This is a genomic window from Streptomyces sp. LMG1-1-1.1 (genome assembly GCF_040815545.1).
In the GTDB taxonomy this organism is placed as follows: Bacteria; Actinomycetota; Actinomycetes; order Streptomycetales; family Streptomycetaceae; genus Streptomyces.
The window spans coordinates 66,806-81,158 of sequence record NZ_JBFPNH010000015.1; the positions used below are offsets into that span (position 1 = coordinate 66,806).

Genomic DNA, 14,353 nt, shown 5'->3' on the forward strand with positions numbered 1-14,353 from the left:
CAAGGAGGAACCGAACAAACGCCTCCGATTGAGGTGTGTGGATGACCACATCCCGACCTCGGCATGCTCCGGTTAGGGTCTGTGCGCTGCCTACAAAAGGATCGCCGTATGCCACAGGCCGACGACGCACGGGCCGCGGGCCCGCGCCGGACCGCGTTCGACTGGACCGACGCCGAGGCGCGCCGCCGGGCGGAGGCCGGTCTCGTCCGTACGCTGCGGCCCCGCGCGGCCGAGTCGGAGCTCCTCGACCTGGCGAGCAACGACTACCTCGGGCTCACCCGCCGCCCGGAGGTCACCGAGGCGGCGGCCGAGGCGGCACGGCGCTGGGGCGCCGGAGCCACCGGCTCGCGGCTCGTCACCGGCACCACCCGGCTGCACACCCGCCTGGAGCGCGAACTCGCCGACTTCTGCGGCTTCGAGGCGGCCCTGGTCTTCTCCTCCGGATACACCGCCAACCTGGCGGCGCTCACGGCGCTCGGCGGCCGGGACGCGCTGATCGTGTCCGACGCCGCCAACCACGCGTCGATCGTGGACGGCTGCCGCCTCGCCCGCGCCGAGACGGCCGTCGTCCCGCACACCGACCCCGAGGCGGTGCGCAAGACGCTGGAGGCGCACCCCGGGAGGCGTGCCCTGGTCGTCAGCGACTCCGTCTTCTCCGTCGACGGGGACAAGGCCCCGCTGTCCGAGCTCGCCGACGCCTGCCGTGCGCACGGTGCCGGGCTCGTCGTGGACGACGCCCACGGCTTCGGCGTCCTCGGTACGGGGGGTAGGGGGGCCCTGCACCAGGCCGGGCTCGCCGGGGACGAGGACGCCGTCGCCACCCTCACCCTCTCCAAGTCCCTGGGCAGCCAGGGCGGCGCCGTGCTCGGCCCCGCGCGGGTGATCGAGCACCTGGTCAACGCGGCCCGCACCTTCATCTTCGACACCGGGCTCGCCCCGGCCGCCGCCGGCGGGGCGCTCGCGAGCCTGCGGCTGATCGCCGCCGAGCCGGGCCTCGCCGAGCGGGCGCGTACCGTCGCGATCACCCTGCACCGGCTGCTCACCGACGCGGGCCTCACCTCTGCCAGGCCCGACGCGGCGGTCGTCTCGGTCCGCGCGCCCTCCCCGGAGGCGGCGCTGGCGTGGGCGGCGGACTGCCGCGACCAGGGCCTCCTCGTCGGCTGCTTCCGGCCGCCGTCGGTGCCCGACGGCATCTCGCGGCTGCGGCTCACGGCCCGCGCCGACCTGACGGACGCGCAGATCGAGCGGGCGGTGGCGACGATCCTGCGGACGGCGCCTGTCGTCTGAGCGGGTGGTGCCGACGATTCTGCGGACGGTGCCTGTCGTCTGAGCGGGTGGTGCCGACGATTCTGCGGACGGTGCCTGTCGTCTGAGTGGGCGGTGGCGACGCTCCTGCGGACGGTGCCTGTCGTCTGAGTGCGTGGTGGCGACGCTTCTGCGGAGCGCACCCGTCGTCTGAGTCGGCGGACCAAGCGCGTTCGCACGTCGCAGAGTTCACCGCTTCGGGCGACAGATGGGGACATATCTTGGTGGAACCCCGCCCCGGGCGGCACGATCGGTGGCACTCTGACGCGAAGCGCAATCCGGGGCAGTGTTCCCGGCGGGAAAGGGACAGCGTCGCCATGGCAGATCACCAGGAAGCATCCGTCACGCTGCCGAGCGAACCCGCCTCGGTCCCCACGGCCCGGCGGTACGTCGCGGAGGTGCTCGCCGGCTGGGGCCTCGACGATGGCGGCGACACCGCCGACGCGATCCGTCTGATCGTCTCGGAGCTGGCCACCAACGCCGTCCTGCACACCTTCGGCCAGTCGCCGACCTTCACGGTCGACGTACGGCTGGTGCGCGAGGAACTCCTGCACGTCGGTGTGACCGACAGCCACCCCCGCCGGCCCCGGCGCCTTCCGGCCGCGGTCCAGCAGGACAACGGCCGCGGCCTCGTCATCATCCGCTCCCTCGCGGCCGAGGCCGGTGGCCGCCTCTCCGTCACGCCGACCGAGGAGGGCGGCAAGACGGTCGCGATCACGCTCCCCTGGACGGCCGCCCGCGTGGCGATCTAGCGCGGGTGGAGGAGCGGGGCGGCGCCACCCCACTCCTCGCCGCGGTCCGGGGCCCGGCTCAGTGGCCGGGGGCCGTCAGCGGACGCGGCCGTAGTAGACCTTGGACGACCAGATCTTGTCGAGCTTCACCCAGGATCCCGTCTTGGGCGAGTGCCAGATCTTGCCGCCGCCGGCGTAGATCCCCACGTGGTAGACCCTTCCACCGGAGTGGAAGAAGACCAGGTCCCCCTGTTGTCTGCTGGACGCGGAGATGTGCCGGGTCTTGTTGTACTGCTGCTGCGCGGTGCGAGGCAGCCACTTGCCCGCCTTCTTGTACGCGTAGAGCGTCAGACCGGAGCAGTCGAACCGGGTGGGTCCGGTGGCTCCGTACCGGTACGGCGATCCCTTCTTCGATACGGCGACGCTCAGTGCCTTGTTCGCGTGTGTGGTCGCTGCCTGGGCCTCCGGCGCCGCTCCTGGTGCGAACAGCGTGCCGCCGACGGCGGCGAGGGTGAGAGCCGAGACGGCTCCGGCCCGGGACAGCAGGGACGGGACGTGCATCTGCGCAGTCATGCGCAACCCTTCGTCAGCCGCCTGCGAAGGATGACCTGTCGGGTTCGGGCTGGCGAAGATGCCCGGCCGCGGCTGCGGCTTCACCCCAAGGAACGGCGTCGCTGCCGGAACAGCGCGTACGTCCCGTAAAAATCGGGTCCTCCACTCCTGCCGATCCAATCCTGTCGACCAGACGTCCGGGACAGCGGCAGGACTCGGCGTCCGCCCGGACCGCCCCGCCGCGGCGGCGGGGGCTTGTCGTCGTCAGGGATCTTGACCCACTACATGGGCGAAAACCGAGTTGAAACGGCGATATGTGAGGCTCCTCACGACTGATCCGTTCGGGTGGACAGAAAGCCTTTGTGATCTTTGGAGGTTTGGCCGACGAGCCCCGTACCTGCGATGGAACGTTCGATTCCGCCAGATGTGTACACCTGCTGTGCAACTTGCCCACGTCGCATGTCGATTCGTCGACTACGCCGAACGGGGGAGGGATTCTGCGGCGCGCGTCGGCCGTACGGACCTTGACGCGACACGCCGGAATGTCAACTCGCGCGAGTGCGGGGAACGGTGACGCGGTCGGTCCGGCGCTCACCGTCCAACACCCGCAGGGCGCGCGCCAATGTCTCGGCGTGCACCTCACTCTCGCCCCGCATATGCATGAGCGTCAGGGCTTCGCACAACGCCTCGGCGCGTCCGACCAGGGCTTGTGCCGCACGGAGCGCCCCATAAGTATGCGAGCTTCTGGATGGGTTGATCCTCCCCAGGAGGTCGACGACTTCGAGGTACGCGTCGACGAATTCGCCCTCGGCCCGCGTCAGGGCGGGCAGGGGCGGCAGTTCGGGGACCACGGCCGCCTCACCGCGCCGCGCCGCCGGCGGAGCCCCGCCGGCTCGTGAGCACGTGGTCGACCAGGCCGTACGCGACCGCCGCCGGGGCGTCCAGGACCGTGAGGCGGTCGATGTCGGCGTCGATCCGTTCCCGGCTCCGGCCGGTGTGTTCGGTGAGCATCGCGGCCACCAGGGCCCGCAGCCGGAGCAGTTCGCTTGCCTGGAGGTCGAGGTCGCTCGGCTGTCCCCGCAGCGGCTCGTCCAGGGTGGGCTGTTCGAGTGTGATCCGGGCGCCGGGCAGCATCATGCGCTTGCCCGGGGTGCCGGCGGCGAGCAGGACGGCGGCGGTGAAGGCGGCTTGGCCCAAACAGGTGGTCTCCACGTCGCTGGAGAGCGTCCGCATCGTGTCGTAGATCGCGGTCATGGCGCTGATCGAGCCGCCGGGGGAGTTGATGTACAGCGAGATGTCCCGGCCCGGTGCCGCGTAGTCGAGGTGCAGCAGCTGGGCGATGACGTCGTTGGACGAGGTCTCGTCGATCGGGGTGCCGAGGAAGACGATCCTCGATTCGAGGAGTTTGGAGTACGGGTCGAGGGTCCGGGTTCCGAAGTGGGTCCGCTCCGTGAACTCGGGCAGGACGTAACGGGCGTCCATGGCGGGCACCTCCATCTGTAAAAAATGTACAGGATGTACAGACCGTAAGCTGTGGAGCATGACCTACGAGATCCCGGTGACGCAAGCCCGGGCCGAGCTCGCCGACCTCATCAACCGCGTCGTGTACGGCGGTGAGCGCGTCGTCGTCACCCGCCACGGGAAGCCGCTCGTCGCCCTCGTCTCCGCCGCTGACCTGGAGGAACTCGAGGCCGCGGAGAAGCCCGCCGACGAGCAGGTGGTCAGTTCGGTCTCCGGACTCCACGCGGTCGACTCCGCTCCCGGCGAACAGCGCCGCTTCGGCATCGCCGCCCACCACCGCGACCCGGGCGCCTCCTGAGGGGCAACGTGAACGCGGGAGCCTCGGGAAGGGCCCGGCCCGCGAACCGGGGCGCCCCGCCGTCGCTGTGCCGCGACCGCCTCGCGCAGTAGCCGACGACGGGGGCTCCCCGCGAACGCGGTCAGGAGCCGCGTGCCGCCGGGGGTGACGGCCACGGCGCCGTATACGTCGCGGACCCGCCCCCCCCGTTTCGGCCATCGCCGGTGCCGCCGCCATCGCGCTCGCCCTGTCCTGCCACCCCGCCGCCCACCCCCGACGTCCTCCTCGGTGCGGTGCTCCGGCTCTGCCTGGAGGAGCGAATCAAGGGAGCGGACCGGCAGGCCTTCGCGCGGTTGATCATCCAGGTGTGGACGGAGACCCCGCGCAGGCGCTCTTCGGTGACGTCGCCGTCGACGTCCTGGAGGACGGCCTGTGCGGGCTGACTCGATGTCCGTGCCGTCGGGCGCGGCCGTGTCCCCGGCCGTGGACGCCTCCCGCGGCGCCGACCCGGTCGGATGATCATGCAAACGCAAAGGCGCAGTTAACGAGCCGGAAAAACTTCCGCCCTAACGTGCAATCTCTGACCGCGCACCGCATCTCCTCAGTTCAACACGGTGTTGACGGTCGGTAGGGTCCGCAGCTGTCCGGGTTCCGTCCCGGTCGACGACTGTGAGGTGGAAGAGTGCAACTGAGCCCGCACGAGCAGGAGCGCCTGCTCATCCATGTGGCGGCCGACGTGGCCGAGAAGCGCCGGGCCCGCGGGGTCCGCCTCAACCACCCCGAGGCCGTCGCGCTCGTGACCTCCCACATCCTGGAAGGTGCCAGGGACGGACGGACCGTCGCGGAGCTGATGGCCTCCGGGCGGAAGGTGCTCACCCGTGACGAGGTCATGGACGGCATCCCGGAGATGATCCACGACGTCCAGGTCGAGGCCACCTTCCCGGACGGCACCAAGCTCGTCACCGTCCACGACCCCATCGTCTGACGGGCGGCCGCAGATGATCCCCGGAGAGATCCTTTACGGGGACGGTCCCGTCACCCTCAACGAGGGGCGCCCCGTCACCCGCCTCACCGTGCTCAACGCCGCCGACCGCCCCGTCCAGGTCGGCTCCCACTACCATTTCGCCGAGGTCAACCCCGGCCTCGCGTTCGACCGCGCCGCCGCGCATGGACAGCGCCTGCACATCGCGGCCGGGACCGCCGTCCGCTTCGAGCCCGGCATCCCCGTCGAGGTCGAGCTCGTCCCCCTGGCCGGCCGCCGGATCGTGCCCGGCCTGCGCGGAGCGACCGCGGGCCCCCTCGACGCCACCGACGAGCACAAGGACGGCGACCGTGCCTGACCTCCACCGTGCCGTGTACGCCGACCTGTTCGGCCCCACGACCGGCGACCGCATCCGCCTCGCCGACACCGACCTCCTCGTCGAGATCGAGGAGGACCGCTGCGGCGGCCCCGGGCGGGCCGGCGAGGAGGCCGTCTTCGGCGGCGGCAAGGTCGTCCGCGAGTCGATGGGCCAGGCGCGCACCACGCGCGCCGAAGGTGCCCCCGACACCGTGATCACCGGCGCCGTGGTGATCGACCACTGGGGCGTCGTCAAGGCCGACATCGGCATCCGGGACGGCCGGATCACCGCGCTCGGCAAGGCCGGCAACCCCGACACCATGGACGGCGTCCACCCCGACCTCGTCATCGGCCCCGAAACCGAGGTCATCGTCGGCAACGGCCGGATCGTGACCGCCGGCGCCGTCGACGCCCATGTCCACTTCATCTCGCCGACCGTCGTCGAACAGGCCCTCGCCACCGGTGTCACCACCCTCGTCGGCGGCGGCACCGGACCGGCCGAGGGCACCAAGGCGACCACGATCACACCGGGCCCTTGGCACATGGCCCGGATGTTCGAGGCCCTGGACACCTTCCCCGTCAACATCGGCCTGCTCGGCAAGGGCAACACGATGTCCCGGGAGGCGATGCACTCCCAACTGCGCGGCGGCGCCCTCGGCTTCAAGATCCACGAGGACTGGGGTGCCACGCCCGCCGTCATCGACGCCTGCCTGGGCGTCTGCGAGGAGACCGGCGCCCAGCTCGCCATCCACACCGACACCCTGAACGAGGCCGGATTCGTCGGGGACACCCTCGCCGCCATCGCCGGCCGCACCGTCCACGCGTACCACACGGAGGGCGCCGGCGGCGGGCACGCCCCCGACATCATCTCCGTCGTCGGCGAGCCGTACATCCTGCCCAGCTCGACCAACCCGACCCGGCCGCACACCGTCAACACCATCGAGGAACACCTCGACATGCTGATGGTCTGCCACCACCTCAACCCGGCCGTCCCCGAGGACCTCGCCTTCGCCGAGTCCCGCATCCGGCCCTCGACCATCGCCGCCGAGGACATCCTCCACGACCTGGGCGCCATCTCGATCATCTCCTCCGACTCCCAGGCCATGGGCCGGATCGGTGAGGTGATCATGCGTACCTGGCAGACCGCCCACGTCATGAAGAAGCGGCGCGGCGCGCTGCCCGGCGACGGCCGCGCCGACAACCACCGGGCCCGCCGCTACGTCGCCAAGTACACGATCAACCCGGCCGTCGCCCAGGGCATGGACCACCTCATCGGCTCGGTCGAACCCGGCAAGCTCGCCGACCTGGTCCTGTGGGAGCCGGCCTTCTTCGGGGTGAAGCCGCTCGTCGTCGTCAAGGGCGGCCAGATCGCGTACGCGCAGATGGGCGACGCCAACGCCTCCATCCCGACGCCCCAGCCGGTGCTGCCCCGCCCGATGTTCGGCGCGCTCGGCCGTGCCGCCGCGGCCGGGTCGGTCAACTTCGTCGCGCAGGCCGCGATCGAGGACGACCTTCCCCGCAGGCTCGGGCTGCACAAGGAGTTCACCGCCATCGGCTCCACCCGCCGGATCACCAAGGCCGACATGCGCGAGAACGACGCCCTGCCCCGGGTCGAGGTCGACGCCGACTCCTTCTCGGTGACCATCGACGGCGAGCCGGTGGAACCCGCACCGGCCGTCGAACTTCCCATGGCCCAGCGTTACTTCCTCTTCTGAGGAGGTGCCTCCGATGACGTCACGATCGGCTCTCCTCGTGCTCGCCGACGGGCGGTTCCCCGCCGGCGGGCACGCCCACTCCGGCGGCGCCGAGGCCGCCGTCCGGGCCGGCCGCATCACGGACGCCGCCGACCTGGAGGCGTTCTGCCGCGGCCGGCTGCACACCACGGGCCTCACCTCCGCCGCCCTCGCCGCCGGGGCCGCGCACGGGCTCGACCCGTACGAGCTCGACGCGGCCGCCGACGCCCGTACCCCCTCGCCCGCTCTCCGCGCCGCCGCCCGCCGGCTCGGCCGCCAGCTGATGCGGGCCGCCCGCGCGACCTGGCCGAGCCCCGAACTCGACGCGCTGGCGGCGGCCTTCCCGCGCGGCGCGCACCAGCCCGTCGTCCTCGGCGCCACCGCCAGGGCCGCCGGACTCGGCCCCGAGGACGCCGCGCACTGCGTCGCGTACGAGACCGTCGGCGGTCCCGCGACCGCCGTCGTACGCCTCCTCGGCCTCGACCCCTACCAGGCCACCGCCGTCCTGGCCCGCCTCGCGCCCGAGATGGACGGGGTCGCCGAGCGCGCGGTCGCCGCAGCCCGGCAGGGCGTCGACGCGCTGCCCGCCGCCTCCGCGCCCCTCCTCGACATCACCGCCGAACAGCACGCGGCCTGGCCCGTCCGCCTCTTCGCGTCCTGACCCGCCCGACCCAACGGAGCCGCCCCATGCACCTCGACCACGACCACACCCACCACGGCGCCGTCTCCGCCGACGCCCACCGCCCCGACGGCACCCGCCGCGCCCTGCGCATCGGACTCGGCGGGCCCGTCGGATCCGGCAAGACCGCGACCGTCGCCGCGCTCTGCCGGGTGCTGCGCGACACGCTCTCCCTCGCCGTCGTCACCAACGACATCTACACCCGGGAGGACGCCGAGTTCCTGCTCCGCAACGCCGTCCTGCCGCCCGAGCGGATCCAGGCGGTGGAGACCGGCGCCTGCCCGCACACGGCGATCCGCGACGACATCTCCGCCAACCTCGAAGCAGTCGAGGAACTGGAGGACGCCGTCGGCCCGCTCGACCTGATCCTCGTCGAGTCCGGCGGCGACAACCTCACCGCCACCTTCTCCAAGGGGCTCGTCGACGCCCAGATCTTCGTCATCGACGTGGCCGGAGGCGACGACATCCCGCGCAAGGGCGGACCCGGCGTCACCACCGCCGACCTCCTCGTGATCAACAAGACCGATCTCGCCCCTTATGTCGGTTCCGACCTGGCGCGGATGGCCCGCGACGCCGAGGAGCAGCGCGGCGAACTGCCCGTCGCCTTCACCTCGCTGCGCGCCGAGAACGGCATCGGCCCCGTCGCCGACTGGGTCCGGGCCCGACTCGGGGCATGGACCGCGTGAGCCTGAGCGCCACCGCACGGATCGCCGCCACCGCCGACGGAGGGCTTCCGCTCCTGGTGAGCGACGGGCCCCTCGCCCTGCGCCGCACCCGAGCGGCGGGACCGTACACCCGGGTCACCGTCGTGGGGGCGATGAGCGCCCCGCTCGGCGGTGACCGGCTCGCGATCGAGACCGAGGTACGGGACGGGGCCCGGCTCCTGGTCGACGCGGCCGCCGCCACCCTCGCCCTGCCGGGCCGGAGCAGCGAGCCGGCCGCGTACGACGTCCGGATCTCCGTCGGCGAGGAGGGCGTGCTGCGCTGGCTGCCCGAGCAGGTGGTCTCCGTGCACGGCTCGGAGCTGCGGATGCGGACCACGGTCGAACTCGCCCCCACGGCCCGGCTCGTCCTGCGCGAGGAGCAGATCCTCGGCCGGCACGGCGAACCGCCCGGCACCCTCGTCACCCGGCTCACCGTCCGCCGGGCCGGCCGTCCGCTGCTCGACCAGGAGCTGGCCTTCGGCGCGGGCGCGCCGGGTGGCTGGGACGGCGGCGCGGTCCTCGGCGGTCACCGGGCCACCGGCCAACTCCTCGTCGTGGACCCCGCGTTCGTCGCGAAGCCGGTGGAGTCCCGGCCGATCGGCGAGCACGCCGTCGTCACCCCGCTCGCCGGGCCCGCCGCGCTCGCCACGGCCGTCGCCCCGGACGCCCTCGCGCTCCGCCGGGCGCTCGACTCGGTGCTGGCCGAGGTCGCCCCCTGCTGACCGGCTCCGACAGGTCACCGCTCAGCGGTACACACCTCTCCGGTTATTGGTTCGGCAAAGAAACGCGCGTTCGCTCTTTCATCGTGAGCCCCAAGGGCGAAAGGATCCCCCGGACAACCCGATACGCGGCGCCGTCACGGGGATGGCGCCCACCCTGGGGGAGGACCATTTGAGACGTACAGCAATGCTCGGCTCGGCCGGCACGCTGATAGCCGGCACGCTGGTCGCCGGCGCCATCGCCGCGCCGGTGGCGAACGCCGACAGCCGGCACCTGCGTGACGCGGAGTCGATCGGCGTCGCCGTCGCCGCCGCGCGCGCCGCCCAGGCGGGCATCGACTGGCAGGACTGCCCCGCCGACTGGGGCCTGGAGAAGCCGATCCAGTGCGGCTGGGTCACCGTCCCGGTCGACTACGCCGAGCCCAACGGCAAGAAGATCAAGATCGCGGTCGACCGCATCAACGCCACCGGCACCCCCGCCGAGCGCCAAGGCGCCCTGCTCTACAACCCGGGCGGCCCCGGCGGCTCCGGCATGCGCTTCCCGCGCCGGGTCACCACCAAGAACAAGATCTGGGCGGGCGCCGCCAAGGCCTACGACTTCGTGGGCTTCGACCCCCGCGGTGTCGGCCACTCGGCCCCCATCTCCTGCGTCGACCCGACCGAGTTCGTCAAGGGCCCCAAGCTCGACCCGGTCCCTGACAGCGAGGCCGACAAGCAGGCGCAGCGCAAGCTGGCCGCCGAGTACGCCAAGGGCTGCGCCGAGAAGAGCGGCGACATGCTGCCCTTCATGACCACGCCCAACACGGCGCGCGACCTCGACGTCGTCCGCGCCGCGCTCGGCGAGAAGAAGCTGAACTTCGTCGGCGTCTCGTACGGCACCTACCTCGGCGCGGTCTACGGCACCCTGTTCCCGACGCACGTCCGCCGCATGGTCCTGGACAGCGTCGTGAACCCCTCGACCCGCAACATCTGGTACGAGGCCAACCTCGGCCAGGACATCGCCTTCGAGGGCCGGCTCACGGACTGGATGACCTGGGTGGCCCAGCACGACGCCACCTACCACCTCGGCGACACCCTCGCCGAGGTCCGCGAGCAGTGGAACACCCTGCGCGCCGACGCCAAGAAGGCGCCCCTCGGCGGCAAGGTCGGTCCGGCCGAGCTCATCGGCTTCTTCCAGAACGCCCCGTACTACGACTCCATGTGGGCCCCGGTGGCCGAGGCGTGGAGCGCGTACGCCGCGGGCGACCCGCAGCCGCTGATCGACAACGCCGCCGCGGACCTCACGGACACCGCCGGCAACATCTCGTCGGAGAACGGCAACGCCGTCTACACCGCCGTCGAGTGCGCCGACGCCCCCTGGCCGACCAGCTGGAAGAAGTGGGACCGGGACAACTCCCGCCTCCACGAGCAGTACCCGTTCATGACCTGGGCGAACGCGTGGATGAACCTCCCGTGCGCGACCTGGGCCGCCCCGAGCCGGCGCCCGGTCGTGGTGGAGACGAACAAGGGCCTGCCGCCCGTGCTCATCACCCAGTCCGAGCGTGACGCCGCCACCCCGTACGAGGGCGCCGTCGAGCTGCACAAGCGCTTCAAGGGCTCGCGCCTGATCACGGAGAAGGACGCCGGCTCGCATGGCATCACCGGCCTCGTGAACCCGTGCCTCAACCCCAAGGTCGAGGACTACCTGCTGACCGGCAAGCTCGACGCCACGGACCAGACGTGCGCCCCGCACGCCACTCCGCAGCCGTAGCACCCGCCACAGCGACCTGAGGGAGGGGCGGCCGTCCGACGGCCGCCCCTTCTGCCGTCCCCCGGCTACCGGGCCGAGGAAGCCGACCAGGCGTCCTCCGCCGCGTAGTCGAAGAAGTCCACCCCGTACTTCGCGAGACCGGGGAACGCCTCCCGCCAGTCACGGTCCGCCAGGTGCCCTACGAGCCACGCCACGGTCTCCGGCAGCGACGCCGCGTACGACACCACCGGCCGGTACCCCAACTCGCGCCCGGCCGCGGCCATGTCGTAGACGACCGGGTGCTCCGCCGTCCACGGGGTGAGCCCCACGACGCCCTCCGGCGGCCCCGCGATCGGCACCGTCTCGCTCTCCACCCCCATGACCGCGTCGATCGCGGCCCCGATCTCCGCCACCGTCGGCGCCTCGGGGTCGGCGCCGTTCAGGACCCGGCTGCCCGGCCGCGCCGCCGCGAGCCGGACGAGCTCCGCCAGGTTGTCCACGTGCGCCGGGTGGAACCGCGAGGCACCGCCGTACGCGAGCGGGCGCACCGGACGCCCGTCGAGCGCCCGCTTCACGAACCACAGTTCGCGCGGACCGGGGCAGTGCGGCCCGTGGATCGCGCCGGCCCGCAGCAGGGTCGTCGGCAGGGCGTCGCCCGCCGCGAGCAGCTCCCGTTCCAGGGCCACCTTCCGCGTGCTGTACGTGGAGTCGCCGGGCGCGACCGTACGCCAGTCCTCCGCGACCGGCACCGGGAAGGCGGGGAAGCCGTCCGGCCGGTCCTGGGTGTCGAAGCTGCGGCCCTTCCCGTCCTCGTAGACCGCGCCGCTCGACACCACGACGGCCGAGCCGATCCGGCCGGCGAGTCCGGTCAACTGCCTTCCGTGCGCGCGGTCGTAGGCGACGATGTCGACGAGCACGTCACAGCCGTCACCGAGCGCCGCCGCGAGCGCCCCCTCCTCGGTCCGGTCGAGCCGCACCGTACGGACCTCGTCGGGCCACCGCCCGTCCCTGCCGCCGCCCCGCGAGGCGGCCGTCACCTCCCAGCCGTCCGCGACGAGGGCCCGTACGGCCGCCCGCCCCACCTGTCCCGACGCACCCAGCACGAACGCGTTTCCCTTGGTCATGATCGCGACGCTAGAGGCGCCGGGACCCGCGGCCCAAGCGATTGCGCCGTGCGCGGATCCGCCCTCAGCGTTCCCCGCGGGGGAACTTCCGCGGATCTCCGTCGTCCGGCGCCTCCGCGGCCTTGACCACCGCCGCGTAGTCGTCGACGTACTCCTGCCCGGACAGGCGCAGGATCTCGTACATGATCTCGTCCGTCACCGCGCGCACCACGGCCCGCTCGTCCGCGGAACCCGCGAACCGGGAGAAGTCCAGCGGCGCGCCGAACCGGATGGTGACGCGGCGGATCCGCGGCACGACCTTCCCCGGCGGCTGGATCTCGAACGTGCCGACCATCGCGCACGGCACCACCGGCACACCGGCGGTCAGCGCCATCACCGCCACCCCCACCTTGCCCTTGTAGAGGCGCCCGTCGTGCGAGCGGGTCCCCTCCGGGTAGATGCCGAGCAGTTCGCCCTTGGCCAGCACGCCGAGCCCCTCGCGGATCGCCGCCTTCCCGGCCTCCTTCCCGGAGCGGTCCACCGGGATCTGCCCGGCCGCCCGGAAGAACGCGGCCGTCAGCCGCCCCTTGAGCCCCGGACCGGTGAAGTACTCCTGCTTGGCGAGGAAGGTGATCCGCCGGTCGAGCACCGCCGGCATCAGGAAGTGGTCGGAGAAGGAGAGGTGGTTGCCCGCGACGATCGCCGCGCCCTCCTCCGGGACGTGTTCGAGCCCCTCGATCCGCGGCCTGAACAACAGCCTCAGGAGCGGTCCGAGCAGTACGTGCTTCATCAGGTGGTAGAACACCCGCGACCCCCGTTCGTCGTCCGTCACGACCCGTTGTATCCGTGCGCGGGCCCGTGGTCCACTGGTGGGGGAGCGTCACCATGACAGGCGAGCGCGGAGCCAGGCGCCCCGGCCGCGTCCTCACCGCGCTGCTGTGCGCGGTGACGGCGGCCGGGTTGTACGGCTGCTCCGACTCGGGCCCGCCGGAGCCGAGCCCCGTGCCGACGCCCCCGCCCGCCACCACGTCCCCGGCGGCGCCCACGTCCCCGCCCCCGGCGTCCACCGGCCGGTCGCCGTTCACCGGGCTGCCCGCGCGCCCCGCCCCCGTCCTGGCCGTGAAGCTCGACAACGTGCCCGCGGCTCGTCCCCACACCGGGCTCGGCGCCGCCGACCTCGTCTACGTCGAGCAGGTCGAGGGCGGAGTCACCCGCCTCCTGGCCGTCTACTCCTCCCGCCTTCCCGAGCTCACCGGGCCCGTTCGCAGCGCCCGCGAGTCCGACATCGCGCTGCTCGGCGACTTCGGGCGGCCCGTCCTCGCCTACTCCGGCGCGCAGTCCGCCCTGAACCCCCTGCTGCGGGCCGCGCCCCTCGACCTCGTCACGGAGACCACCGCGCCCCAGGCCTTCCGGCGCTCGCCCGCCCGGGCCGCCCCGCACAACCTCTACCTGCGTCCCGCCCGGGCGCTCGCCACCGCCCCGGGGGCCGACGACGCACCGGACATCGGCTTCCGCTTCGGGCCGGCGCCGGCCGGCGGCACGCCGGTCGAGACCTCGACCGTCCGCTTCCCGGCGGCGCGCTACACCTTCACCTGGTCCGCCGCCGACCGCGCCTGGCGGGTGGCCATGGACGGCCGCGAGGCCCGCGCCACCGACACGGGACCGCTCGGGCCCGCCACGGTGGTCGTCCAGCGCGTCACCGTCCGGCCGTCCCGCTTCCACGACCGGTTCGGATCGGTCTCCCCGTACAGCGAGACCGTCGGCAGCGGCACCGCGCTCGTGCTGCGCGACGGCCGCGCCCACGAGGCCCGCTGGTCCCGTCCCACGGCCTCCTCCGGCACCACGTTCACCACTCCGGCCGGTGCGCCCATGCCCTTCGCCCCCGGCCAGGTCTGGGTGGTCCTCGCCCCGCGGGCCTGAGGCCGGTCGGGCGGATCGGATCCGGATGCGCCCGGAGGCGT

General features: G+C 72.8%; 16 protein-coding genes and 1 riboswitch. Of the genes, 11 read left to right on the forward strand and 5 right to left on the reverse strand.

Annotated features, from left to right (window positions below; all coding sequences use genetic code 11):
* Nucleotides 1–108 precede the first annotated feature (108 nt).
* Nucleotides 109–1,287 (forward strand): 8-amino-7-oxononanoate synthase, encoded by a 1,179-nt coding sequence (locus tag MRBLMG1_RS06800; RefSeq protein WP_367821736.1) that lies wholly within the window; start codon nucleotides 109–111, stop codon nucleotides 1,285–1,287.
* Between the two features lie 335 nt (nucleotides 1,288–1,622).
* Complete coding sequence (locus MRBLMG1_RS06805; protein ID WP_367821738.1) at nucleotides 1,623–2,057, forward strand: ATP-binding protein; 435 nt, start codon at nucleotides 1,623–1,625, stop codon at nucleotides 2,055–2,057.
* A gap of 75 nt (nucleotides 2,058–2,132) precedes the next feature.
* Here the strand turns inward: MRBLMG1_RS06805 and MRBLMG1_RS06810 are convergent, their stop codons facing one another.
* From MRBLMG1_RS06810 to MRBLMG1_RS06820, 3 genes are all read right to left on the reverse strand, one after another.
* Nucleotides 2,133–2,609: a C40 family peptidase gene (locus MRBLMG1_RS06810; protein WP_367821740.1), complete on the reverse strand. Its 477-nt coding sequence runs from the start codon at nucleotides 2,607–2,609 to the stop codon at nucleotides 2,133–2,135.
* A 3-nt stretch (nucleotides 2,610–2,612) separates the two neighbouring features.
* Nucleotides 2,613–2,794: riboswitch (cyclic di-AMP (ydaO/yuaA leader) on the reverse strand.
* A 339-nt stretch (nucleotides 2,795–3,133) separates the two neighbouring features.
* The gene (locus tag MRBLMG1_RS06815; RefSeq protein WP_367821742.1) at nucleotides 3,134–3,439 is read right to left on the reverse strand and encodes a hypothetical protein; all 306 of its coding nucleotides are present in this window, start codon (nucleotides 3,437–3,439) and stop codon (nucleotides 3,134–3,136) included.
* A 7-nt stretch (nucleotides 3,440–3,446) separates the two neighbouring features.
* Nucleotides 3,447–4,085, reverse strand: coding sequence for an ATP-dependent Clp protease proteolytic subunit (locus MRBLMG1_RS06820; protein WP_367821743.1), 639 nt, complete (start codon nucleotides 4,083–4,085; stop codon nucleotides 3,447–3,449).
* A gap of 43 nt (nucleotides 4,086–4,128) precedes the next feature.
* Between MRBLMG1_RS06820 and MRBLMG1_RS06825 the strand changes: the two genes are divergently transcribed.
* The 8 genes from MRBLMG1_RS06825 (at nucleotide 4,129) to MRBLMG1_RS06860 (ending at nucleotide 11,310) form a co-directional block, all read left to right on the forward strand.
* Nucleotides 4,129–4,407 carry a type II toxin-antitoxin system Phd/YefM family antitoxin gene (locus tag MRBLMG1_RS06825; RefSeq protein WP_367821744.1) on the forward strand — a complete coding sequence of 93 codons (279 nt, stop codon included), beginning with the start codon at nucleotides 4,129–4,131 and terminating at the stop codon, nucleotides 4,405–4,407.
* Nucleotides 4,408–5,068: 661 nt separating this feature from the next.
* The gene (locus MRBLMG1_RS06830) at nucleotides 5,069–5,371 is read left to right on the forward strand and encodes an urease subunit gamma (protein WP_017241412.1); all 303 of its coding nucleotides are present in this window, start codon (nucleotides 5,069–5,071) and stop codon (nucleotides 5,369–5,371) included.
* A gap of 13 nt (nucleotides 5,372–5,384) precedes the next feature.
* Complete coding sequence (locus tag MRBLMG1_RS06835) at nucleotides 5,385–5,726, forward strand: urease subunit beta (RefSeq protein WP_367821745.1); 342 nt, start codon at nucleotides 5,385–5,387, stop codon at nucleotides 5,724–5,726.
* Nucleotides 5,719–7,440, forward strand: a complete 1,722-nt coding sequence (locus MRBLMG1_RS06840) for an urease subunit alpha (RefSeq protein WP_367821747.1) — start codon at nucleotides 5,719–5,721, stop codon at nucleotides 7,438–7,440. The genes MRBLMG1_RS06835 and MRBLMG1_RS06840 overlap by 8 nt, the downstream gene beginning before the upstream one ends.
* 13 nt (nucleotides 7,441–7,453) lie before the next feature.
* Nucleotides 7,454–8,119 carry an urease accessory protein UreF gene (locus tag MRBLMG1_RS06845; protein ID WP_367821748.1) on the forward strand — a complete coding sequence of 222 codons (666 nt, stop codon included), beginning with the start codon at nucleotides 7,454–7,456 and terminating at the stop codon, nucleotides 8,117–8,119.
* A 26-nt stretch (nucleotides 8,120–8,145) separates the two neighbouring features.
* Nucleotides 8,146–8,823: an urease accessory protein UreG gene (gene ureG, locus MRBLMG1_RS06850; protein WP_367821749.1), complete on the forward strand. Its 678-nt coding sequence runs from the start codon at nucleotides 8,146–8,148 to the stop codon at nucleotides 8,821–8,823.
* Nucleotides 8,820–9,563, forward strand: coding sequence for an urease accessory protein UreD (locus MRBLMG1_RS06855; protein WP_367821897.1), 744 nt, complete (start codon nucleotides 8,820–8,822; stop codon nucleotides 9,561–9,563). The genes ureG and MRBLMG1_RS06855 overlap by 4 nt, the downstream gene beginning before the upstream one ends.
* Nucleotides 9,564–9,732: 169 nt before the next feature.
* Nucleotides 9,733–11,310 carry an alpha/beta hydrolase gene (locus MRBLMG1_RS06860; RefSeq protein WP_367821750.1) on the forward strand — a complete coding sequence of 526 codons (1,578 nt, stop codon included), beginning with the start codon at nucleotides 9,733–9,735 and terminating at the stop codon, nucleotides 11,308–11,310.
* A gap of 65 nt (nucleotides 11,311–11,375) precedes the next feature.
* Here the strand turns inward: MRBLMG1_RS06860 and MRBLMG1_RS06865 are convergent, their stop codons facing one another.
* Together MRBLMG1_RS06865 and MRBLMG1_RS06870 are read right to left on the reverse strand one after the other, a co-directional pair.
* Nucleotides 11,376–12,413 carry an NAD-dependent epimerase/dehydratase family protein gene (locus tag MRBLMG1_RS06865; RefSeq protein ID WP_367821752.1) on the reverse strand — a complete coding sequence of 346 codons (1,038 nt, stop codon included), beginning with the start codon at nucleotides 12,411–12,413 and terminating at the stop codon, nucleotides 11,376–11,378.
* Between the two features lie 64 nt (nucleotides 12,414–12,477).
* Complete coding sequence (locus MRBLMG1_RS06870; RefSeq protein WP_367821899.1) at nucleotides 12,478–13,197, reverse strand: lysophospholipid acyltransferase family protein; 720 nt, start codon at nucleotides 13,195–13,197, stop codon at nucleotides 12,478–12,480.
* Nucleotides 13,198–13,277: 80 nt separating this feature from the next.
* On the opposite strand from MRBLMG1_RS06870, the gene MRBLMG1_RS06875 reads away from it, so the two are divergent.
* Nucleotides 13,278–14,312 (forward strand): DUF3048 domain-containing protein, encoded by a 1,035-nt coding sequence (locus MRBLMG1_RS06875; RefSeq protein WP_367821754.1) that lies wholly within the window; start codon nucleotides 13,278–13,280, stop codon nucleotides 14,310–14,312.
* Nucleotides 14,313–14,353 lie beyond the last annotated feature (41 nt).